Raw genomic sequence first — 21032 nt, 5'->3', positions numbered from 1 at the left:
AGTGATATATGTTACAAAACCTATTAACTGATTTTAACACTGTAAAACCGCAAAGTAGATTGATACCTAAAGGGACAATAGTAAAAGTAAAAATGACAATCAAGCCTGGAGGTTATGAGCATTGGTTTACTAAAAGCCCCACTACCGGTAGCATTTATTTAAATACAGAATTTACCGTTATTGAAGGCCCATACGCAAAGCACAAAATTTATCAAATAATTGGTATTAAAAGTAGTAAAGCAGAAGATACTTGGGGAGAAATGGGTCGTTCTATGCTTCGCAGTATCTTGGAATCGGCACGTGACATTCATCCACATGATAACTCAGAAAATGCAATCCTTGCTCGTAAGTTAAATTCAGTTGCAGAATTAAATGGCTTAGAGTTTACAGTAAAGGTAGGTGTTATAACTGATGAATATGGAGAGAAGAACAAAATTGCCTCGGTAGTTACTCCAGAATACCGCAAAAATTATGAAATTGACAGAGTACCATTTTGAAGTACGACGAGGAAAAGCTTTGGTCTGCTGTCGTTACTAGAGGTATTCAGGACGCAGTAGGAAAAAACCCAAAGCTAAGAGAAGAAGCAATTAATTGGCTGAATTCAAAATCTTTTGAAACTGTTTGTGAGCTAGCTAATCTCAACTTTACACGTATGAAAAATATGTATGGGAATTTTATGTCTAAAAAGCAAAAAGAGTTAAAGATGTTATTGATTGATAATATCAAGGAGTGTGTTTCTTACCTACTTCCAAATGGTGAGTTTTACCGAGAAAAAACTTATATTGGAGACTTAAATGGAAATACAATTACAGTTAAAATAGTAGGTAAGGAAGCTGGTGATTGGCGTAATTTTACTGAAGGAACTGGTGGTGATATTATTGATCTTTGGATTTTAATTAAGGGTGATATATATTCTGCTAGAAAGTGGCTCAATAAAAAATCAAAGAGTGGAGAAAAAAAAGGGCGGAAAAGAGAAGAAAAAATATTTTCTGTAAAGCAGTACTTAAGTGATCAATCACCAATACCAGAAGATATAATAGCTCCACGAATTCTCACTCCAGGTGGTCTTTTAGTCATTGGTGGTACGCCAAAGGTTGGCAAAAGTTATTTTCTTCTCTCTTTGCTTGCACATCTTGCAGCAGGAGTGTCGTTTCTTAAGATGAAGTCAGCAAGGCCACTAAAAATAATCTATCTGCAAAATGAGATGGAGTACAATTATATCAGGGAACGCATACAACAAATCATAACTAATCAAAGGCTGCCAAATCTAGCAGAGGAAAACTTGATTGTTACTACAAAGATGAGATTAACTTTAAATGATGAAGGTATAGAGAGAATAAAAGATATAATAGGAGAAAAATTTAAAACGATAGATCTTATCGTTTTGGATTCTCTTGACTATGAAAATATGTTTTCTGGCCTGCAAAGCAGAGTAGAAAAACTACGTTCTGTAATTAATCCTATGGCTGGAATCATTATTACACGTCATACCAGAAAAGTATCCACAGCTACACTCGCAAAAAGTCCTTTTCAAGCTTTAATTGGTGCTAATGCTTTAAGAAGTTTTTATACATCTGGTATGGTAATGTTTCAACCAAATAAACGTACAAATGTCTTGCAAGTAGTATATGAGCTAAGAAACGGTAAATCAATACCAGCAAAATTCATTAGCAGAGTAAATGGGCGTTGGCAGAACTCTAAAGTTATAGCTACGGCTTAATTTATCCACAAAAACCGACACTATGCTAGAGCTAAAAACTCAGCTTTTGCAAAACATCAGATCTTGTCTTTTTCATCTTTTACCAAGAGGGACATTTCGTGGTGATAAGTTTTATGTAGGTGATGTACAGGGTAACAAGGGCAAAAGTACTGTAATAGAGTTAACAGGCGAAAGAGCCGGATTATGGAAAGATTTTGCAACTGGAGAAGGTGGTGACATTATTGATCTTTGGGCAACGGTACACGGGAAGAATGCGAGAATAGAGTTTCCTGAAGTAATGCTCTCAATAAGTGAATGGCTTGGAAAAACCAACTTCAAAGAACAGAGAAATTTAGAACAATACTTAACTTGTAGTTGGAACTACTACGATGAAAATAACCAATTGATTGTAATAGTCTACCGTTATGATCCTCCTTTAGAGAAAAAACAGTTTAAACCATTTGATGTTAAAAAACAAAGATTCAAAGAGCCAGAAATAAGGCCACTCTACAACATTCCAGGTATTTTAAAATCTGATAAGGTTGTTCTGGTTGAAGGAGAAAAATGCGCAGAAGCACTTATAGAGAAAGGAATAACTGCAACAACAGCAATGTTTGGAGCAAATGCGCCTATTGATAAAACAGATTGGACTCCGCTTAAGGGCAAGCATATTATTATTTGGCCAGACAACGATGAAGCAGGTAATAAATATACCAAAAACGCTGAAAAGAGACTTTTAGAACTTGGTGTTGCATCACTTGCTACGCTTAAGATTCCACCGAATAAACCAAAGAGTTGGGATGCTGCTGATTGTGTGTTAGAGGGAATAAATATTGAAGAATTTATCGAAAAAAACTCAAGAAAAATAATTATTAAACCACCACTTGATATTTTTAGCTGGAGCGTAGAGCGTTTTGTAGGCCCAGTACCAAAGCAAAGATTCTTGGTTGAAGGATTATTTCCTTTGGGTGTAACCTCCATTTTGGCTGCAATGGGAGATACAGGCAAAGGTATGCTACTTCTTGACCTAGCCCTCAAGGTTGCAGGTAGCATAGATCAGGTATGCGGATTTGGTCCACTTGTTACTGAACATGGATCTGTGGTGGTATTTTCTGCGGAGGATGATACAAATGAAATACATCGTCGCTTAGAACGACTTGATCCAAAATGCGAGAGATTGAAATATAAAGGTAGGCTATTTATTGTACCATTACCAAACATCGGAGGATCTCTTACCATACTTAAGAACGTTCGCGGTAAAGTTGTAGAAATCTCTCCAGAATTTGAGTCGGTAATGAAGCAGCTGAGCAGGATAAAGGATTTAAAGCTCATTATATTTGATCCCCTTGCTTCTTTCATTCATGCAGATTTAAATGCTGATCCAGCAGTAGGGGATTATCTCATGTGTTTATTATCTGATTTAGCATGTAGCACTGGAGCTTCAATAATTACTGCACATCATATGAGAAAGCTGAAGGGAGAAAAGCCTATATCAACAGTAGAGCAAGCACGAGATGCTATTCGAGGCACTTCTGCTCTCGTAAATGGAGTCAGGTGTTCTTTTGCTTTTTGGCCTGTTGAAGATATGACTAAACCAATGATTTTTAGGTCAATTAGAAAAATCCCAAGACAAAATGCACTATTTTATGGAGCTGTTGTTAAAGCAAATGGCCTGGCTGATCGTACCATACGCACTTACCTAAGAAATGAAGAAACAGGGCTATTGGAAGACATCACTGAACAATTAAAAGCTCAAAATATTAGCGATAAAGATCTTAAAATATATCTTATTGATTCAATTGCGCGAGCTGCTATTTCAGGACATCCATTTACTCACACAGGAAGTGCAGGAATACATAAACAACGACATAGACTGCCTGAAGTTTTTCATAGTATGGGAAGAGATAGATTAGAGCGTATAGTGCAAGAGCTTTTACAGGCAAAGCAAATAGTTAAAGGAATGGCTAATGGTTCAAAAGAGGATAAATGGCTCGATATTAAAACAGGACCATTTGCACGTGGAGTGGGAAAATTTATTCATGGAGCTGAAAAAAACTATTTTTGATAACAAAAAACTCTATTTTTTTATAGTCAAAGTAAAAGGGTTAATACGATAACCATGTGATGATCTTTGCCAACCAAGGGTTTGTATTACATCATCACGTTCAATACTTAATCCTAATTTCTCAGCCAATGTAGCTTTGATCGTTTTTTGCATCTTGTTTAATGGTTTTCTGATTTGATGTTCTAAATCTGCTTCTAAACTAAGTCCCAAGAGTTTTTCTAACTGATTAATATTGAGAAGTGTATGTTTTTCAGGTGGTAATTCTTTCTCACAGTCATGTAAAAATTGCTTGAACAATATTCGAAAAATATTAAGGCATGATGCAGCTTTTTTATTTATAACTTCAATACTATTAACATATACCATACCTTTAACTACTTGTAACTCCAAAAGTTTTGTTGGTATAATTGGTTCAACACGTTTAAGCGAAATATATGAAGCTGGTAAAACTTGCAAAGAAGTATTTTCTACCACCTCTGGTACTCCTCTTTTATCTGCCTCTTGGAATATCTCAGTTACAGTCTTAAGCTGACAAAACAGTTTCACCATTGGCACTACATATAGATTCAGCAATAGATTTGGTATATCTTTTTTTAGAGTGATGAGAACTGTCGGATGGACTCTAAGTTTATCTATAGTTAAAAATATCGCATCAGTACAAAAATCAAGGATTATTAGATTTACAATACGACCTTGATTACAAATATAATAAACTCCTTTTTCCACTTTTTCCCACATAAGTCTTGAATCATTCAACTTTGTTTCAAACCAGTCTATGATTTTCTCTATATTTAAGTATATGGATAAGAGATGAAATCTCTGTTTTTTATAAGTATTAGGCAAAATATGACGAGAACAGTTTTCACAAATAGCGTCATCACATGCTTCATCAAAGTCTGGATCGATAAAAATCTCATTGCTACAACTTGGATCAATTACATTTGGCCAATCAAGATGATCTTCTTCACGAGAGCAAACAATATAGTACCTTTCTTGCATTTTTATCAATCCAAGATCAAATAAGTATCTTGCTGCTTTAATGTGATTTTGACTTGGATTAACCCAAGAACTATTTGAACTTAAAAGATCAGCAATTTGCTCGTGAAAGGATTTTAAGACCATAAGATTGTTCCATATGTTTCTTCAGGTCCTCTCTTTCTTTTTTATTGAGCGGATGCTCTGAATAATAAATTTCCCCACTTGATTTGAAAGAAAATGTTACCTTTTTGTTTTGGAACATTACTTTAGCTGATTGAATAGATTGTAGTATGTTGCCAATAGACGGCTTTAAAATATGTAACTCTGGTGCAATAGGATCGTACGGCTTTACACTTAAAGTAAGATATGTATTACTATTTTTAAAATAATCTGACTTAAAATTTAACTCAAATATACAAATATTAGGGTCAGAACCCTCTATACATGCTTGAAGGAATTTATGCACTTGTAGTAGAAAGTTCTTATCCTGTATATTTACAAAAGTACATTCGCAGTTAAAATAACCACTTACAATACTATTTGCTATTTCCACAGCTTTATTGGTATTTTTAGCACAGAGATTAACCTTTGTACCATCAATCGAAAAATCTAAAATCATCCACTCAGGTTTATGGCCATGAACAACTTTGTTTGAATTAAGCAGTAAATCCATGTCACTTCCTCGACGTACAAACATATATATCCGATCTTGATGATGGAAAAAACCCTGCAATTGGTTTTCAAACTTCAGTATCTGCTCTACAGCTTCTTGTGACATAAATTCCTTGAATGAAGTGTTTATTTGTCTTGGTGATTTCTGTAGAGCAAATGATACGAAACCTCTCTTTTGTACTTTATCAAAGTGATAGACAGATTTTAGAAGTTCACAATTTATGTGAAACAGTAAAAATAACAAGGATCTTTTATCATACTTAGTATTATTTTTTATCAGGTACGATCTCATTAACTCTTGAGTGAGGGCAAATCTTGCTACTTCACTGACTGTAGCTTCAAGTTTCGTACGATCAAAGTAGCTAATGAGATAATAGTTAAAAAGAGAGTCAGAGTAACTGGCAAGTATCTTACGTTTTTGTTGAGTGGATCTATCATCGTAGTCTCCGTCTTGAAAAAGTTGTCCATTTAAATGATTTTTAAAGCAATGCTGAAAAATAATGCTCAGTTGTTTACCAGAAAGGGAATCTAACCAAGACTGACGTATATTAGAATCCTGAAAACGATCTAATAAAAGGTTAACAGGAACTTCTAAGTCGCTCTCCCAGAATTTATGACTTGGATAAATCTCCATAACATATTAAATAAGCCATGTTATACATAATATGATGATTTAGGCAAAGATTTTTTGGACATAATTTCTTCAAATCTTGTATATTTATTAGGGAGAATTTGTGTGAACTAGATAGCTTTCTTAAACGAGACATAAGGTGTGCATTGGTTTAGTTTAATAGAAGTCTCCTAACCTATAAAAAAATTCACAGGAAGAAAAACATGCAAAAAGGAGAGTTGGCTATTTATTGGGGTTATAAGCCTAATCGATTGGCAGATACATATCTAGCAGATGCTTATGAACAATTATTGAAATGTAAAATAAAGGAGGTGAAAGAAAATGACAACAGTAAGCTTATATGCAAGAGTTTCATCAAGACAACAAGCACAGGAGAATACGATAGAGAGTCAGATTGTAGAATTGGAGCGTCGCATTAGTAGCGATGGACATGAGTTATTAGATGAGCATAAGTTTGTCGATAATGGTTATAGTGGATCAAATTTAGAACGTCCTGGCTTAGAAAATTTACGTGATAGAGTAGCAGAAGGTAAGATTGATAAGATATATATTCATTCACCTGATCGGCTATCACGTAAATTTTCATATCAAATGATCTTACTCGAAGAGTTTAAAAAGGCTGGATCTGAAATAGTATTTTTGAATCATAAGTTTGATGATAATCCGGATTCCCATTTATTTCTACAGATTCAGGGAGCAATAGCAGAGTATGAACGTGCAAAGATTATGGAACGAAACCGTAGAGGTAAACTTCATGCGGCCAAAGCTGGGTGTATAAGTGTGATGGGTAGGGCGCCTTACGGTTATCGCTACATAGCAAAACATGTAGGTGAAGGAAGTGCTCAATTTGAGGTTGATGAAGAAGAGGCAAATATAGTGCGTAAAATATTTAGTCGGGTTGGCCAAGAAAGAGCAAGTATAGGAGAAGTTGTACATGAACTGAATAAGATACCGGTAATAACACGAACAGGAAAAAGGTATTGGAAAAGGAGCACTATTTGGAACATGTTAAAAAATCCTGCTTATATAGGACAAGCAGCTTATGGTAAAACTAGGACATGCTCAAAACCACAAGTAAAAAAATCAAAAAAAGGAACTTGTGGTAAACTTAAAAGTGGTCGCTTTAATAGTGATAAAGAGAATTGGACTTATATTCCAGTACCAAAAATAATCAATGAGCATTTATTTGATTCAGTGCAGGCACAACTAACTGAAAATAGGCAAAGAGCAAGAGTACGACAAAGAAGAGAAACATATTTATTGCAAGGTTTAATGGTATGTCAACGTTGTCAATATACTTATTGTGGTACAAACCACGTTCATAAAAAGTCGACATATTATTACTATCGTTGCTCTGGTACAAACTCTAGCAAATTCAATGGCAATAAAATCTGCGATAATAAATCAATACGCACTGATATATTAGATGGAGTTATATGGGAAGAAGTCAAGAGTATCTTGAAAGAGCCAGATAGGATTGCAAATGAATATCAACGTAGATTATCAGAGAACAAAAAACCTTTACATAATCAAACACGTGAAAAGCAAGAAAGTAAGTTAAGATTAAGTATCAAAAAATTTATTGATAGCTATGCTAAAGGGTTTATAAGCCAAGAAGAATTTGAACCAAGAATCACAACAATGAAACAGCATTTGAAAGAAATTGAAGAAGAGAAAGAAAGAACGCTTGATCAAAAAAAACTACAACAAGAATTGAGCCTTGTTACAGATAGCTTGAAAAACTTTTCCTCAAGTGTTGAATCAAAGCTTGATCAAGTGGATTGGCAGACTAAGCAAAATATTATTAGAATGTTAATTCATCAAATTGAAATCAATCACAATCACTTGTATATAGTATTTCGCATAAAAAGTCTTGCAAATTTTGATCAAAATAGCCATAATAGAATTATGCAATGTTGTACTGGCAGTCAATATTGTTGGCTTGCCGGATAAAACTGTTGCAGAATCCAGAGAGCGTATCAGAGCAGCGTTAAATTCAATCAATCTTCTGTTACCTCCAAAAAGGATTACGGTTAATCTTTCCCCTGCGGATTTGCTTAAAGAAGGTAGTCATTATGACTTAGCTATTGCTGTTGGATTACTTGTTGTAATGAATGTGATACCAGTTGAAAAAGTTCAGTCTTATATCATTATGGGTGAGCTTGCACTAGACAGCAGAGTCATACCAATCTCAGGAGTGCAAAACAGGTAAATAAAGGAGTAATTTGCCCAAGGGGAAATGGAGTAGAAGCTTTATGGGTAAAGAATGTTCCTATTCTGGCTATAGAGAAATTAACGGATATTATCAGACATTTTAAGGGTGAGCAGTTAATTCAGCCGGTAACTTTTAACTATAGCGCTGCACCCAAAGAAAAAAATTCAGTTCCAGATATAAAGGATATTAAAGGTCAAGTTGTTGCAAAAAGAGCAGCTGAAATTGCAGCAGCAGGTGGACACAATATGCTTCTTGTTGGACCTCCTGGTACTGGAAAGTCAATGCTTGCTAAGCGATTTATAGGGCTATTACCCGATTTGACTGAACAAGAGATGATTGATGTTAATATCATCTCTAGCATAACAAAAGCCGGTAACGAAACATTTAAAGTAACTCGTCCCTTTCGTGAACCTCATCACTCATGCTCGATGTCAGCGATGATAGGAGGAGGGAAAAATGCAAAGCCTGGGGAAATCACCATGGCTCACAATGGTGTGTTATTTCTTGATGAGCTACCTGAATTTCCAAGGCTTGTGCTTGATTCTCTATGCCAACCACTTGAAGATAGAAAAGTTACTATTGCACGTGCAAATGCTCACATTACTTATCCAGCTAATTTTCAACTTATAGCTGCAATGAATCCCTGCAGGTGCGGTTACTTAGGTGATGCAAGTAGATCGTGCAACAAAGCTCCAAAATGCGGCACAGATTATAGAAATAAAATATCAGGACCTTTGCTTGATAGAATAGACATATGCATTGAAATGCCAAACGTTAGAATACTTTCTCCTGAAATCTCTGTGGAGGGAGAAAGTACCGAGGTTATAAGAGGAAGGGTGATAGCAGCGAGAAAAATTCAAACTGAGCGTTATAGTAAATTTAATATTCGTTGCAATGCAGAAGTCAGTGGTGAAGCATTAAATAAATTCACTGAACCAGATCAGGAAGGGTTAGAATTGCTAAAATACGTACTGAAAGAAAATTACATTTCCAATCGAGGCTACACACGCGTATTAAGAGTCGCAAGAACCATTGCAGATCTTGTAAAAAGTGAAGAGGTAAAGAAAGCACACATTGCAGAAGCGCTGAATTACAGAATAAGAATGTATAAATAAATTAATCTGCTTGACAGAAAACTTTTTTTTGCCATATACTACCATTAGTGAAATTTTAATATTTTAGGAGTACAGTTATGCCGACAGTAAAAACAATCAAAGATAAAGTTAAAGAAGTTTATAATCAGGGTTATGGTTTTGTAACAAAACATCCGTATAAAACAGCTGCCACTTTTGTAGCAATTGCAACAGTAGCTTCGCTTACGGCTGCTTATTTCTTAAGTCCAGCTTATGCAACTTTTGTTGGTACAGTTGGAACAAAAGCTGCAACACTTGTTAGTCCTGCTATTACTACAATGTCTGCATTTGCAGTTGCTCATCCACTTGTTGCTAGTTTGGTAGTTCTTGCTGCAGTAGCAGCTTTAATAACTGCACCTGTGTATGCATATAAAAACAGTAATAAGGCAGCTCAAATTGAAAAAGTAAGTGAATTAGTTGAGAATCAAGAACCAAGCAGCGAGATAAAAGTAGGTGAAATTCAAAAAATACTTGGGTCCAGCAATCAACATCTACTGTTTAATTAGTAGCAACTTCCAATAAAAAGGGATAGGCTTCTGTCCCTTTTTACAGTTTTTTTTTGCATCTTAATCATTATATCTACTGGTTAATAATGTTAAGAATAAGTAAATCTTGTTCACTATTTGCATATATCAAAATGAAAAATGTTTGCATATTGTTAAAAAAGCAGTAACTTGTTATCAAGTGAATTCACTAATATTTGAGTAATTTAAATGTCAATTGACCTTAGTTTACCAGAATTACCCATATTGCACCCAAGGATTACCGTTGTGGGAGTGGGTGGTGCTGGTGGAAATGCTGTGAACAACATGATTCAATCCAATTTACAAGGAGTAAATTTTGTTGTAGCAAATACCGATGCTCAAGCGTTAGAGAAGTCATTATGTGATAAAAAAATTCAGCTTGGTATTAACTTAACTAAGGGCCTTGGTGCTGGTGCTTTGCCTGATGTTGGTAAAGGTGCAGCAGAAGAATCAATTGACGAAATTATGGAGCATATAAAAGATAGCCATATGCTCTTTATCACAGCAGGGATGGGTGGTGGTACTGGAACAGGTGCTGCACCGGTAATTGCAAAAGCAGCCAGAGAAGCAAGAGCGGTAGTTAAAGATAAAGGAGCAAAAGAAAAAAAGATACTGACTGTTGGAGTCGTAACTAAGCCGTTCGGTTTTGAAGGTGTGCGGCGTATGCGCATTGCAGAGCTTGGACTTGAAGAGTTGCAAAAATACGTAGATACACTTATTGTCATTCCCAATCAAAATTTATTTAGAATTGCTAACGAGAAAACTACATTTGCTGACGCATTTCAACTCGCCGATAATGTTCTGCATATTGGCATAAGAGGAGTAACTGATTTGATGATCATGCCAGGACTGATTAATCTTGATTTTGCTGATATAGAAACAGTCATGAGTGAGATGGGTAAAGCAATGATTGGTACTGGAGAGGCAGAAGGAGAAGATAGGGCAATTAGTGCTGCAGAGGCTGCGATATCTAATCCATTACTTGATAATGTATCAATGAAAGGTGCACAAGGAATATTGATTAATATTACTGGTGGTGGAGATATGACTCTATTTGAAGTTGATGCTGCAGCCAATAGAGTGCGTGAAGAAGTGGATGAAAATGCAAATATAATATTTGGTGCCACTTTTGATCAGGCGATGGAGGGAAGAGTTAGAGTTTCTGTTCTTGCAACTGGCATTGATAGCTGTAACGACAATTCATCTGTTAATCAAAACAAGATCCCAGCAGAGGAAAAAAATTTTAAATGGCCTTATAATCAAATTCCAATATTAGAAACAAAAGAATATGCTTCAACTGAGCAAACAAACGAAAGAGTTAAGTGGGGCAGCAATGTTTATGATATACCAGCTTATTTAAGAAGAAAAAAATAATGCAATTTTGGCTACTCAAGTCAGAGCCAAGTGAATACTCGTGGCAAAAAATGAGAAAGGAGCAGGTGACGCAGTGGAATGGTGTATGCAATTATCAAGCTCAAAATTACATGAGAGCTATGAAATTAGGTGATCTTGCATTTTTTTATCATACAGGTAAAGAGAGAGTTATACTTGGAATAGTTGAAGTATTAAAGGAGTATTATCATGTTTATAATTCCAAATTTGGACTAGTGAATGTAAAACTTTTGAAACCTTTAAGTAACCAAGTGACGTTAAACAGTATAAAACAAAACCCACTTTTGAAAAATATGGTTATATTAAAACAATCACGTTTATCAGTTTCTCCAGTTTTAGAGACTGAGTGGAATGAAATAATAAGGATGAGTGATGTGTAATACCTGTTGCCAAACAATATTACCTCAGCACACAACATACAGCTGTATGAGTGTTTGTTTCGAAGTAGCCGATTTTTCATCAAACACAAAGCAGTGCTTGACACTGGAATCCAGCTGTAATGCAACCACATTAAAAATGTTGTGTTTTAATATAGCTTTTATATTCACTCACCTAATGTCTAATCAGAATTCCTGGATCCCAATGTTGGAGCACTGGGATGACATACTTCTAGTGTACAATATTCGTATAGTTGTGTGTATGATACGATGGTCTATAATTCTTCTTTTTTGGGTTCCAATGTCAAGTGATGGGATAATGTCCTTTCTGGTGCTTTATTCATGTTAGAAGTAAATATTCTTGATAAGAGGTGGCATAGTATTACGAAGGACCCACAGAGTTTTGTATTAAATATTATTAACGCTTCTCTAAAAGAATTAAAAATAGATCATTATAAACCAAATATATCAATAGCTCTCGCTGATGATAACTTGCTACATCAACTTAATCTCAAGTTTAGAGAAATAGATAAGCCAACTAATGTACTATCATTTCCATGCGAACAGTTATCTAGTGAATGTGATCTAGGAGACATAGCAATTGCAGTAGATACAATAGAAAGAGAGTCTCATGAGTACTGTATATCTATCCTCACTCACACTGCACACATGTTAGTTCATGGATTGCTGCATTTACTTGGCTATGATCATCAAAAAGAAGATGAAGAAATTATAATGAAAAGTTTAGAGAGCAAGATTTTAGCTTTGCTTGAATTTGAAAAGGAAAAGTATGGTAGATAATACCAAAATATGTTATTTACAAAAAAGGGGTTTTAGCTGTAAAAGGTAAGCAATATGGTTCAGTTTTCTTTACCAAAAAATTCTAAAGTTAATAAAAAGGGCAAGGTTTATCCTACTCCTACTGGAGCAAAAAATATTAGAAGATTTCAAATTTATCGTTGGTCTGCTGATGATGATAAAAATCCAAGAATAGACACATTTTTTATCGATATGGATAATTGTGGCCCTATGGTACTTGATGTATTAATAAAAATAAAGGATGAAATAGATTCAACCTTAACTTTTAGACGCTCTTGCAGAGAAGGAATATGCGGATCTTGTGCAATGAATATTGATGGTACCAACACTGTTGCATGCACTAAATCTATACATGATATAAAAGGTGAAGTAAAAATATATCCACTACCTCATATGTATATAGTAAAGGATCTAGTTCCAGATCTAAGCCAATTTTATGAGCAATACAAATCGATTAAACCTTGGTTACAAACAGATAAATCTGCCTTACAAAATAAAGAATACTTTCAATCTCCTGAAGATAGAAAAAAATTGGATGGTCTGTCTGATTGTATACTATGTGCTTGCTGTTCGACTGGTTGCCCAAGCTATTGGTGGAATGGTGATAAATTTTTAGGGCCAGCGGTATTACTGCAAGCTTATAGATGGATTGCTGACAGTCGTGATAATAAGAAAGAAGAAAGACTTGCTTCTTTAAACGACCCATTTAAGTTGTATCGCTGTCATACAATAATGAATTGTACAAAAACCTGTCCGAAAGGTCTTAACCCAGCAAAAGCGATAGCAAAAGTAAAACAGCTCATGGTAGAGAGAGAAGGAATTTGAGTGTTATTTCTGGCACTCTTCGTAAGAAAATAGTAGACCCTCTGAAGCATAGGGTATTGTTAATACTCTAAACGTTCTTCCATTCATGAAATGTATTGTTTCACCATATGATTCCAGTAATCTTTTAAACAATTCATGTCTTTGATTATTAATAGTTTGAAAATCCTTTTTTCCTAAAAGCTTTTTAGATTCAAATAGGTGAAGCATAATCTCGTGATAAGTTGGATAAGACTCCAAAAATTTTGGATCAAACTGAAAAGTTTTTATAAAAGCATTATTATAAAATTTTAGCTTTTGATTCTTACTATATATCGCTACAGCAATCGATAGCTTCTCAAGCAAACTTTCTTGTGCAGCTAAACAATTGCTTAGCTCAGTATGTAATTTTTTTTCATCACTAATATCTTTTCCATACATTACTATGCTATTAGAATTTTGCATTGGAACTTCAACAAAATTAAAAACCTTAGGTTCATTCTTGTAAGTTATTACACACTCTCCTGGTTTTACGTTATAGGAGCCACTTGCAACAGTAAATTTTTTAGAGCTGCCTATATATTTATCATAAAATAAGTTATAAAACCTTACTTTTTTATTCTTATTGTACTTCAGTATTGGAAATGGTAAAGAGTCAAAAATTTTTTTATAGTTCTCCAATTCTCGCATAAGCTTACTATTTTCTAACTCAAGTTCATTAGCTTTTATCTTATAATCGGAGATATTCCTTATCCATAACAACACACCAATCACATTATTAGAATAATCTATTATGCTTTTACCATAACATGTGCAATAAACCTCACTGTCTTTTGACTTTAAATCTAGAGTAAAAGATTTATTTATTTCCTTTGCCTCAGCAAAACTTTTAATTAAGCTTTCTGATTGCTCAAAAAAATTTACAAACTCATTAAATGAATAAAAAACAGTATTAAGCAAAATTAGTAAATTGGGAGAAAATTTTTCTATACGTTTTTTTGCGTCCCAAATATAAAATCCATCATTCACAGTATCTATTAAATTATTTATGATAACATTTTGATGTTGTAAGTCCTTAATTTTATTACTAATTTTTAATTTAGAATATGAGAAAAAGAAGAATACTAGAATTAGTAGTAAAACTATTTCATACAAAAAAAACATAGTATTCTAAAACAAATATAAAAATTTGTAACCTCTCAGCAAAGAGATTGTACTGAAGAGGTATATAAGTGAAGATTGCCCAATACCCTAAAGCCTAATCTCTTATAAAGGTTTACAGAAGGTTTCATGCAATGTGCTACTATGTATTTGCATTCAAATTGCCTAGCTATCTTTATTCTTTCTAGAACCATTTGAGTTCCTATTCCACGACCTCTGTAAATTGGTAAAACTCCATCGCTATAAAAACCAGCTATGCTGTCTTGAATATAAAGACCGCATGTTCCAACAATTTCGTTATTTAGCATTACAAGAAAAAATCTTAACCTTGAGCTCTTATCATCATAATTCGATAATTGGCGAAAAAATGTGCTAACAATACTAATTCTGTGATAAAAAATTTTAGAAGTGTGTAAATCTAATTGCTCTAAGAGCTCACTACTATTTACAACATTGAACTTCAAATTTGGAACAGCATCATCAGGCAAAAAATAATCTTTTATATTGAGTAAAACTTTTTTTGGTGTGCTAACGTGTTTTATTTCGCATTTTTCTAAAATACCCCCTATTTTTATACGTGGACTTATTATCCATGTTGCTTCTATATTTCGTGCTTTGAGATAATCTAGAGTTCTGCATATGGAAAGCTCAGTACATTGATCTTCACAAAACACAAAATTAAATAACGATTCTCTGGTACCATTTACTGTAAATATAACATTATCAAATTCGTCATGTATTTCCCACTTGGACAAATTCGTTGCATAAAGTATATAATCCTTTAGGTTCTGAATAATTAAGCGTGAATAACAAATTTTTTTATTCTGCATAAATCAACAATAAACAATAAAAGGCTCCTATAAAAACAAAGGCTAAAATTGCAGCTACAACATCATCTAGCATAATACCTAAAGGACCTTTTGTATTTTTATCAATCAAATTTATAGGCCACACTTTTATTATATCAAAAAACCTAAAGGAGAAAAAGCACACCAACAATACAGAGCTATTCATTTCTTGTTCTAATAATATTGAAACTAGAAGTACTGTCAGCAATTGACCAACTACTTCATCAATTACTACCTCTTTTGGATCATGCGGAGCTTTGTAATGTTGTATATAATTGCCTGTAGACCATAATCCAACTAAGAATAAAAAAAAAATAATTGCTGTACCTAAAATTCTGTCATTGAGTAATATAGGAACAATTGGGTAAGCAGCCAAGCTGCCTATAGTACCTGGCATGTGTTTTACCGTGCCAGATAGCCACCATGTTGATATTAATTTATATAAAAATTTCACAATATACCGAAATATAAAACTAATTTACAAGAACAGAAATAGTATCTTCTATAGAAGTATTTTCATATAGCAATCTATAGATCGCTTCACATATGGGCATTTTTATCTTTAGCTTTTCTGCTAAATCAAATGCAGACTTAGCAGTGTTAAAACCTTCAATTACCGACTTACCTTCTGATAAAATCTGCTGAGCACTAGAACCATTACTATTAGCTACTTTAGATCCAAAAGATAGATTTCTTGAATTTAATGATGTGCATGTCACAACCAAATCGCCTAAGCATGCTGGTCCAAGTAGTGTATTTATATCTACATTGCCGTCACCAACTTTTGCTGAGTATAAAGCCTTAATTTCACTCATACTTTTCGTAATTAATGCTGCATGAGCATTAAACCCAAACCTACCTAGAACAACCCCACATGCTATAGCAAAAACATTCTTTAACGCTGCACAAACCTGTATTCCTATAACATCGCTACTAAGGTACAATTTAATATTTTCTTGCTGTAGCTCTGATATTAATTTTAAACCTAATACTTCATTTTGACATGCAAGAACCATCGAATATGGTAATTTTCTTGCAACTTCTATAGCAAAGCTAGGACCAGAAAAAACAGCAAGAGGATTATTAGGTAAAACTTCATTGACTACTTCACTAGGTAATTTTAATGTAGATTTTTCTATTCCCTTACAAGCCAAAATTATTGCTACATTTTTTTTTAGGTTACAATCATTCAATTGATGACATATCTCCCTTAGAGACTGAGTGGGAACAGCTAAAATTATTACTGAAGCATTCACTGCATCTTCAATAGCTAATTTTACTGATACATTATCAGAAATTGGACAATCAGGTAGCTTGTCACTTTCTCTTTTCTCTTTAATTGATTCAAACATGGCCTTATTGCGAGTCCACAAAATTACATTTTTCTTACTACTTAATGAAATCGCAATTGCTGTACCCCATGCGCCAGCACCTAAAACTGATATTACCACTCAATATTCCTGAAAGTATTACTTATAATTTAAAACTGTAGAATAAGTAAATTAAAAATATAACATAAAAGTATAAAATAGTTTAAATATCTATTAACCTAAGTATTCTTTTAATAAAAATAGCTTCTATTCAATATTTACTAAAAATAGTATTATTATAGTATATCTATTGTATTTTAGATCTATTTGTATAATTTTGGAACGACACATTAACTATTAATTAATAAGTGTAATTTCTATTATTCATTAATAAAAATTTGATTTGTTACTTTCCTTGGTTATATATATTACTAAAATTATAAATTATTTATGGGGTGTAAAATATGCGTATATTATTAATTGAAGATGATCAAGTAAGTGCAAGGACTGTAGTTAATGCCTTAACTTCTGATGGACATTTTTGCGACGTTGTTACTTCTGCACAAGATTATAACAATAATATGGTTTCCTCGGGTGGAGACTATTACGATCTAGTTATTCTAGATATACACCTGCCTGGTGATATTGATGGATATGATATACTGTTAAGATTAAGAAGTGCAAAAATCAAAGTTCCTGTTTTAATACTTTCGTGTATCTCCGCTGCCAACCATAAAGCTAAAGGACTTGGGTATGGTGCCGACGATTACTTAACCAAGCCATTTCACAAGAGCGAATTATTAGCTCGAATTAAGGCCATAGTCCGACGTACTAAAGGTCATCCCGAATCAGTGATAAAAATTGGTAATATGAATATCAATTTTGATCACAGGATTGTTGAGGTAAAAGGCAAAACAGTTCACCTTACTAACAAAGAGTATTCCATGATAGAATTGCTGGCATTGCGTAAAGGAGCAGTGTTGACAAAAGAAATGTTTTTAAACCATCTTTACAATGGCTTGGACGAACCTTCAGACAACAAAATAGTTGATGTTTTTATGTGTAAATTACGTAAAAAACTTGAAAGTGCAAATGATGGAATAAGCCACATAGAAACCGTTTGGGGTAGAGGATATGTTCTAAAAGAGTATGTTGACGATGAAGAATACTCTAGTGCTAATATAAGCGAAAGCAGTAGTGACTATCAAGCAGAACAAGTGAAGGACAGCGCATGAAATGCTTTATTTACTTGTTGATTGAAGAAGCAAAAAGGTAGATTTAGTAAGATAAAAACTAATCCTAAAAGTGAGGTAACGTGGTCAGTCTTTTAGAACTTTACAAAGATTTACAACAAAAGATAGAAAAGTTGGAAGCGGAGCTAAAAAGTTATAGGTAAGAAAGTAAGGCTTTAGAGATAGAGAATGACGAGTTAAAGGAAAAGCTCGGTTAAAATTCAAGCTTTGTTAAGTTCAAAAGGAAATAAGAAAAGAGATAAGCCAAGAAGTAAAATGAATATAGGTGGTCAAATTGAGCGTACAGGGTATGTGAAATGTTTGATACATTTACATAGTATGGCTGACATTCATGCATTGCCTAGGTGAAATATAAGCCGAGTTCTGTTTATGTAGCTATTTATCTGGAGTAAATGTTACCATTTACTTCATGCGATTTACCCGAGTAGATATGAGAAAAACATAAAATCTACTTCTATTTAATCTTGCTCCTAGTGTTGGTTACTTGACTACCAATGTTGCCATTGTTATGGTGTGCTCTTACCACACCTTTTCACCCTTGCCTAATAATATTTAGGCGGTAATTTTCTGTAGCCCTATAACTGGAGTTACCTCCGGCGGGCGTTACCCGTCACTACCTTTTCTTGGAGCTCGGACTTTCCTCTGCTGTGTTTATCACACAACAGCAGCTACTTATTTCACCTAGAAATTATACTTTAACATTAAAATCACAAAAGCAAAAGAAAATTTCCTAACAGTCTACATACTAAAAACATTCAGACAAATAGCTAAAGGTGATATTCCGGTACATCATCACTATCCCAAGATAAGCTTTTTTCACTTTTAGACTCTAGCTCAGTCAGTCAAGATCCTGGTCCACCGCTTGAAGACGATGAGCTACTTCTTGACCGACTACTACTCTCCACCGATATACTGTTTAGCACTGTTTCAGATTGATCCATAGTTCGCATAGATATATGTCTCATTCTGTTATTAGCGATAAAAATTTCTTCATCGCTATTGCCACTTGAAGATGATCGCCTTCTATCATTGAAATTAGTTAGTTCTAACACAGGGGCAGAATTACGACCCTTAACATATTTGTATGCTATGAATCCTATAATTCCAGCAATACTTATTATCGCTCCAACCAAAGACCCACCTATCATTCCTGCCCTATTAGACTCTATAGCAAGCTGAGTGGGCTGTGGTGAAGGAGTAGTTTGAGGAAGTAAAGTTGTAGTGAACAAAGGAGTTGTTACCTTTGTTCCAGTATTTGATATAGTGGACACTGTTTGTATAGTTGCCTCTGAGTTTGTTGTTGGCACATTAGTTGGCATTATAGTGATCATAGTCGATTGTGAGGTTGTAATAGTTTCAGCTACTGTTGTTGATTCTGATGCCGTACTTATTTTAGTTGTTAATTCTGTTAAAGGCTTACTCATCGTAGTACTGCTTGCTGTAAAAGTTGACTCAACAGTCGCTGCTGTAGATTTTACAGTACTTGTCTCAGTTTCTGAAGTTACTATCGGTGCACTAGTTGACGTTGTAGCAACTGTGGTCGCTTGTGGAGTAGTAGTTGTTTTTGCTACTGTTGTTGGCCCCACTGTTACTGTACTTGTTTGAATTGTTGACTCTGTTGAAGATTTACTCATTGTGGAAGTTGGTACAATGATAGTTGATGCTTCTGTTGTTAACTTGGTAGTCTTTACAGTGTCGGTTTCTGTTGTGCTAGTAATTGCAGCAGTCGTCGTTTTCTTAGAAGTCACAACCGTCTCTGTAACAGTTATAGGAGATACAGTACTGCTGGAAATAATACTAGGCATCAATTGGCCGTTAATGATATTAACAAAATCACTGAGAGCTTTGATACTGCTTGTCGATATTATCGTTGCTTCAGAAGATTTTCCAGAGCTCTCTCTATTAAAAGTTATAATACTCTCTCCACTTACCGCAGTGACGATAAAACCTCCTTGGCCATTGTCTTTAACATACAATTGTTCTATAGGATCTTCACATTCACAAACAGTAAAATTTGATTTTGGTACTCTCTTAGCAAGCCTTGCTAAATGCAATTCTTGCGTATTAGAAGATTGTTTTTTCGCAAGAAAAGCAACTAAATCATCACCTTCAGTTCGTCTTACATACTGTAAAAAGTTTATTTTTCCTGGATTATAGATAGTAGATGGTGCTATATTTAATTGGCATTCTTTCTTAAGCAAACATTCATCTTCTTTTCTATCTTTCAGCTTCTGAGCCACGTCAATCAAGTCGAATTTAAAGATATTTGTTCTTACTTCTTGGTTTTTAGTAGTCTTTATCTACGTATAAAGCATCGTATTTTCATCCAATACTAATTGCCCTGGATTATTAAACTTGAATAATTTTCTTTCTATGGTGTGTTTTGCTCCAGGTAAAGCTCTGAACTTTCCATTCGTGTCTGATTGTAAATACCAAGAAACTAAAGCTTGATCCTTTAAGTTATGAGCGATTACAATGACATTACCAGTACTAACTTTTACTGCTTTTGGTTGAAAGTAGCTATTGCCTTTATTTGCATCATTATGGTTATTAATGTTTTTTTGTAATTTTACTTTTCCTGAATGCTCAACTGAGGGTGCATTAGTTGAATGTTGAATTTTATAAGTGTTAAATATTAAACTTTTTATGTATTTTTTTCCTTCTTGGTTAATTTCTTCTGTAGGAAAGATAACTCCAACTTTATCTACTTCAGCTGAATTTTCTATTAGTGTGGGAGATAATTGGCCCTTAAATTCATTTGCTACGTTGACACCTGTATCACACTCGTATGTTTTTGATTGATATAGTGAGCTAATAAGTAACTTTACTCTACTGCTTCCATTGCCGTTATCTTGATAGCTGAGTCCATAAGTAACTCCATTTCCTTCAATCAACCCTACGTTTTTTGGGTTAAAACCTATCGCTTCTTTAACTTTTAGTATAGTTGTATTAACTCCAAATAATCTACTTAATATAGACATAATTTTATTTAAAATTTTAATAAAATATCATTATGATTACTCCTATGTGTTAATGTCAATGAAAATTTTAACTAAAGTTAAGAAATTAATACCTTTATAATCTGCAAAGCGAAATATGGAAAATGAGTAGCAGTAAAGAATTCACAAATTGAATGCACCCACTCTACAAATAT

Annotated in this window: 19 protein-coding genes, 1 other RNA gene and 1 pseudogene; 12 read left to right on the top strand and 9 right to left on the bottom strand. The window is 34.0% G+C overall.

What is annotated here, in order from left to right; translation table 11 throughout:
• Positions 1-8 precede the first annotated feature (8 nt).
• The 3 genes from ABWU33_RS01470 to ABWU33_RS01460 are packed head-to-tail and all read left to right on the top strand — an operon-like array spanning position 9 to position 3764.
• Positions 9-497: a hypothetical protein gene (locus ABWU33_RS01470; protein WP_015587751.1), complete on the top strand. Its 489-nt coding sequence runs from the start codon at positions 9-11 to the stop codon at positions 495-497.
• A complete protein-coding gene (locus tag ABWU33_RS01465) occupies positions 494-1720 on the top strand; it encodes an AAA family ATPase (RefSeq protein WP_264377342.1) in 1227 nt (408 codons plus the stop codon). Before ABWU33_RS01470 ends, ABWU33_RS01465 begins: the two co-directional genes overlap by 4 nt.
• A 22-nt stretch (positions 1721-1742) precedes the next feature.
• On the top strand, positions 1743-3764 hold the full coding sequence (locus tag ABWU33_RS01460; RefSeq protein WP_264377341.1) for an AAA family ATPase: 2022 nt from the start codon (positions 1743-1745) through the stop codon (positions 3762-3764).
• 12 nt (positions 3765-3776) lie between these two features.
• Here the strand turns inward: ABWU33_RS01460 and ABWU33_RS01455 are convergent, their stop codons facing one another.
• Positions 3777-4886: a hypothetical protein gene (locus ABWU33_RS01455; RefSeq protein WP_264377340.1), complete on the bottom strand. Its 1110-nt coding sequence runs from the start codon at positions 4884-4886 to the stop codon at positions 3777-3779.
• Positions 4852-6048 carry a hypothetical protein gene (locus ABWU33_RS01450; RefSeq protein WP_226079480.1) on the bottom strand — a complete coding sequence of 399 codons (1197 nt, stop codon included), beginning with the start codon at positions 6046-6048 and terminating at the stop codon, positions 4852-4854. Before ABWU33_RS01450 ends, ABWU33_RS01455 begins: the two co-directional genes overlap by 35 nt.
• Positions 6049-6366: 318 nt before the next feature.
• Between ABWU33_RS01450 and ABWU33_RS01445 the strand changes: the two genes are divergently transcribed.
• The 7 genes and pseudogenes from ABWU33_RS01445 to ABWU33_RS01405 all read left to right on the top strand — a co-directional run bounded on the left by ABWU33_RS01445 (position 6367) and on the right by ABWU33_RS01405 (position 13330).
• Positions 6367-7998: a recombinase family protein gene (locus ABWU33_RS01445; protein WP_353280904.1), complete on the top strand. Its 1632-nt coding sequence runs from the start codon at positions 6367-6369 to the stop codon at positions 7996-7998.
• Positions 7919-9375: pseudogene (locus tag ABWU33_RS01435) on the top strand (YifB family Mg chelatase-like AAA ATPase). Before ABWU33_RS01445 ends, ABWU33_RS01435 begins: the two are co-directional and overlap by 80 nt.
• Positions 9376-9452: 77 nt before the next feature.
• On the top strand, positions 9453-9899 hold the full coding sequence (locus ABWU33_RS01430; RefSeq protein WP_353280902.1) for a hypothetical protein: 447 nt from the start codon (positions 9453-9455) through the stop codon (positions 9897-9899).
• A gap of 207 nt (positions 9900-10106) precedes the next feature.
• A complete protein-coding gene (gene ftsZ, locus ABWU33_RS01425; RefSeq protein ID WP_211908523.1) occupies positions 10107-11291 on the top strand; it encodes a cell division protein FtsZ in 1185 nt (394 codons plus the stop codon).
• Positions 11291-11689 (top strand): EVE domain-containing protein, encoded by a 399-nt coding sequence (locus tag ABWU33_RS01420; RefSeq protein ID WP_211908525.1) that lies wholly within the window; start codon positions 11291-11293, stop codon positions 11687-11689. The genes ftsZ and ABWU33_RS01420 overlap by 1 nt, the downstream gene beginning before the upstream one ends.
• 339 nt (positions 11690-12028) lie before the next feature.
• Positions 12029-12487 (top strand): rRNA maturation RNase YbeY, encoded by a 459-nt coding sequence (ybeY, locus tag ABWU33_RS01410; RefSeq protein ID WP_015587883.1) that lies wholly within the window; start codon positions 12029-12031, stop codon positions 12485-12487.
• Between the two features lie 54 nt (positions 12488-12541).
• Positions 12542-13330 carry a succinate dehydrogenase iron-sulfur subunit gene (locus tag ABWU33_RS01405; RefSeq protein WP_353280898.1) on the top strand — a complete coding sequence of 263 codons (789 nt, stop codon included), beginning with the start codon at positions 12542-12544 and terminating at the stop codon, positions 13328-13330.
• A 3-nt stretch (positions 13331-13333) separates the two neighbouring features.
• On the opposite strand, the gene ABWU33_RS01400 is transcribed toward ABWU33_RS01405, so the two are convergent.
• From ABWU33_RS01400 to ABWU33_RS01385, 4 genes are read right to left on the bottom strand one after another with little or no spacing between them, the layout of a single operon-like run.
• On the bottom strand, positions 13334-14470 hold the full coding sequence (locus tag ABWU33_RS01400; RefSeq protein ID WP_052264787.1) for a hypothetical protein: 1137 nt from the start codon (positions 14468-14470) through the stop codon (positions 13334-13336).
• Between the two features lie 35 nt (positions 14471-14505).
• Positions 14506-15297 carry a GNAT family N-acetyltransferase gene (locus tag ABWU33_RS01395; protein ID WP_211908531.1) on the bottom strand — a complete coding sequence of 264 codons (792 nt, stop codon included), beginning with the start codon at positions 15295-15297 and terminating at the stop codon, positions 14506-14508.
• On the bottom strand, positions 15287-15769 hold the full coding sequence (locus ABWU33_RS01390) for a phosphatidylglycerophosphatase A (protein WP_012481861.1): 483 nt from the start codon (positions 15767-15769) through the stop codon (positions 15287-15289). Before ABWU33_RS01390 ends, ABWU33_RS01395 begins: the two co-directional genes overlap by 11 nt.
• A 19-nt stretch (positions 15770-15788) precedes the next feature.
• Entirely contained in the window at positions 15789-16766 is a 978-nt protein-coding gene (locus ABWU33_RS01385; protein ID WP_211908535.1) for an NAD(P)H-dependent glycerol-3-phosphate dehydrogenase, read from the bottom strand.
• 323 nt (positions 16767-17089) lie between these two features.
• Here ABWU33_RS01385 and ABWU33_RS01380 point away from each other — a divergent pair, with 323 nt between their 5' ends.
• Positions 17090-17860 (top strand): response regulator transcription factor, encoded by a 771-nt coding sequence (locus ABWU33_RS01380; protein WP_250119993.1) that lies wholly within the window; start codon positions 17090-17092, stop codon positions 17858-17860.
• A 225-nt stretch (positions 17861-18085) separates the two neighbouring features.
• Positions 18086-18226 carry a hypothetical protein gene (locus ABWU33_RS01375; RefSeq protein WP_250119994.1) on the top strand — a complete coding sequence of 47 codons (141 nt, stop codon included), beginning with the start codon at positions 18086-18088 and terminating at the stop codon, positions 18224-18226.
• Here ABWU33_RS01375 and rnpB read toward each other — a convergent pair.
• The 3 genes from rnpB to ABWU33_RS01360 form a co-directional block, all read right to left on the bottom strand.
• Positions 18215-18563: RNase P RNA component class A (gene rnpB, locus ABWU33_RS01370), an RNA gene on the bottom strand. The genes ABWU33_RS01375 and rnpB overlap by 12 nt on opposite strands.
• A 157-nt stretch (positions 18564-18720) precedes the next feature.
• Positions 18721-20079, bottom strand: a complete 1359-nt coding sequence (locus ABWU33_RS01365; RefSeq protein WP_353280895.1) for a hypothetical protein — start codon at positions 20077-20079, stop codon at positions 18721-18723.
• Between the two features lie 99 nt (positions 20080-20178).
• The gene (locus ABWU33_RS01360; protein WP_250119996.1) at positions 20179-20859 is read right to left on the bottom strand and encodes a hypothetical protein; all 681 of its coding nucleotides are present in this window, start codon (positions 20857-20859) and stop codon (positions 20179-20181) included.
• Positions 20860-21032 lie beyond the last annotated feature (173 nt).

Source organism: Wolbachia endosymbiont (group B) of Cyclophora punctaria (genome assembly GCF_964028235.1).
In the GTDB taxonomy this organism is placed as follows: Bacteria; Pseudomonadota; Alphaproteobacteria; order Rickettsiales; family Anaplasmataceae; genus Wolbachia.
This window is presented reverse-complemented; position numbering and strand designations above follow the sequence as displayed.

Coding starts and splice junctions, on each gene's coding strand:
- ABWU33_RS01450 (WP_226079480.1), bottom strand. CDS start 6,048: ATGGAGATTTATCCAAGTCATAAATTCTGGGAGAGCGACTTAGAAGTT.
- ABWU33_RS01455 (WP_264377340.1), bottom strand. CDS start 4,886: ATGGTCTTAAAATCCTTTCACGAGCAAATTGCTGATCTTTTAAGTTCA.
- ABWU33_RS01395 (WP_211908531.1), bottom strand. CDS start 15,297: ATGCAGAATAAAAAAATTTGTTATTCACGCTTAATTATTCAGAACCTA.
- ABWU33_RS01460 (WP_264377341.1), top strand. CDS start 1,743: ATGCTAGAGCTAAAAACTCAGCTTTTGCAAAACATCAGATCTTGTCTT.
- ABWU33_RS01430 (WP_353280902.1), top strand. CDS start 9,453: ATGCCGACAGTAAAAACAATCAAAGATAAAGTTAAAGAAGTTTATAAT.
- ABWU33_RS01420 (WP_211908525.1), top strand. CDS start 11,291: ATGCAATTTTGGCTACTCAAGTCAGAGCCAAGTGAATACTCGTGGCAA.
- ABWU33_RS01445 (WP_353280904.1), top strand. CDS start 6,367: ATGACAACAGTAAGCTTATATGCAAGAGTTTCATCAAGACAACAAGCA.
- ABWU33_RS01400 (WP_052264787.1), bottom strand. CDS start 14,470: ATGTTTTTTTTGTATGAAATAGTTTTACTACTAATTCTAGTATTCTTC.
- ybeY (WP_015587883.1), top strand. CDS start 12,029: ATGTTAGAAGTAAATATTCTTGATAAGAGGTGGCATAGTATTACGAAG.
- ABWU33_RS01470 (WP_015587751.1), top strand. CDS start 9: ATGTTACAAAACCTATTAACTGATTTTAACACTGTAAAACCGCAAAGT.
- ABWU33_RS01405 (WP_353280898.1), top strand. CDS start 12,542: ATGGTTCAGTTTTCTTTACCAAAAAATTCTAAAGTTAATAAAAAGGGC.
- ABWU33_RS01380 (WP_250119993.1), top strand. CDS start 17,090: ATGCGTATATTATTAATTGAAGATGATCAAGTAAGTGCAAGGACTGTA.
- ABWU33_RS01360 (WP_250119996.1), bottom strand. CDS start 20,859: ATGTCTATATTAAGTAGATTATTTGGAGTTAATACAACTATACTAAAA.
- ftsZ (WP_211908523.1), top strand. CDS start 10,107: ATGTCAATTGACCTTAGTTTACCAGAATTACCCATATTGCACCCAAGG.